The following is a 1094-nucleotide window of genomic DNA, read 5'->3' as shown; positions in this document are numbered from 1 at the left end:
CCACCGCCCCCGATCCCCAGGCCCGCGCCAGCACCGGCCGCCCGGCTTCTCCCGCCGCCGCCTTCATCCCGAACCATTTCATCCGAACATCCCCCTATGCAAAAAATCCTCGCCCCTTGGGGGAGAGGATAGGGAAGGCCCGCGGCGCCAGCCGCCTGCCAAAAGCTGGAAAGCGGCGCCAGCCGCCTACCGAAACTTGGAGAGGGGCCCCGCCCTTTACAAAAGCCGGGCGGCGATCAAATCTGCGCCCATGCCCCTCGCACCGATCCTGCTCATACTCGCCCAGGCCAGCGGGCCGGTCGCCACGCCCCTCGTCCTGCCCACGACCCAGGATTATGCACTCGTCGCCCTGCCGCCCGCATCGACCGGTGCCGCCACCGTCCGCATCACGCGCCGCCCCAACAGCGACCAGCTGGATTGCACCCCCTCGGCCATCACCGGCGGCCCCGCCATCGCCGTGGCAAGCTGCCGGCTCGCCATGATGAAGATGGGCTGGATGGCAGCGGTGAAGGACAGAAACGGCCTGGATGGGACGATCCCGGTCGTCCGCCTGTTCTGGGAGCAGGCACCATCGACTTTCCAGGGCGACATGGGCGGCGCCACGCCGATCGCCCTCGACGGCAAGGCGCCGATCGCAAGCGACCCGGACAAGGCAGCAACCGCGCTGCAAAGCGATTATACCGTCCGGCTCGACGCCACCGGCCGCCCCCGATCCTGTCGCATCACTCGATCATCCGGCACGCGCCGATATGACGACACCGCCTGCCTCGTGGCGATGGGCCAGCGCTATCTGCCGGCGCTCGACGACCAGGGCCGACCAAGGGAAACCGAGGTAAAATCCTGGGTTCGGTTCACAGATCGATAGAGGGCCGACGCCCCCTCCGCTTCGGAGCCCCCCCCAATGCAAAAAATCCTCGCCCCTTTGGGGAGAGGATAGTGGAGGTTGGCGGCGACCAGCCGCCTACCGGAACTTGGAGAGGGACAGGTGATCCGTCCAAAATATTGCCACCCTGTTTCCAGCGCCGCCTCATCCTGCTAATCAGTCGCAATATCCAAGCCAGAGACATGTCCCTATGACCGGCCCCTCGCCCCTC

The 1094-nt window shown here is 66.6% G+C and carries 1 protein-coding gene; it reads left to right on the top strand.

Going from position 1 to position 1094, the window contains the following annotated elements:
- Positions 1-250 precede the first annotated feature (250 nt).
- The gene (locus CG471_RS29830) at positions 251-865 is read left to right on the top strand and encodes an energy transducer TonB (protein ID WP_099234666.1); all 615 of its coding nucleotides are present in this window, start codon (positions 251-253) and stop codon (positions 863-865) included.
- The last annotated feature ends 229 nt before the right edge of the window (positions 866-1094 follow it).

Origin of the sequence: Sphingobium sp. IP1 (genome assembly GCF_002708645.1) — a bacterium.
Classification (GTDB): domain Bacteria; phylum Pseudomonadota; class Alphaproteobacteria; order Sphingomonadales; family Sphingomonadaceae; genus Sphingobium; species Sphingobium yanoikuyae.
The sequence above is the reverse complement of the archived record's forward strand: the minus strand, read 5'-3'. Positions and strand labels throughout refer to the sequence as shown.

Excerpts from the sequence above, each read along its gene's own strand:
- CG471_RS29830 (WP_099234666.1), top strand. The coding sequence starts at position 251 with ATGCCCCTCGCACCGATCCTGCTCATACTCGCCCAGGCCAGCGGGCCG.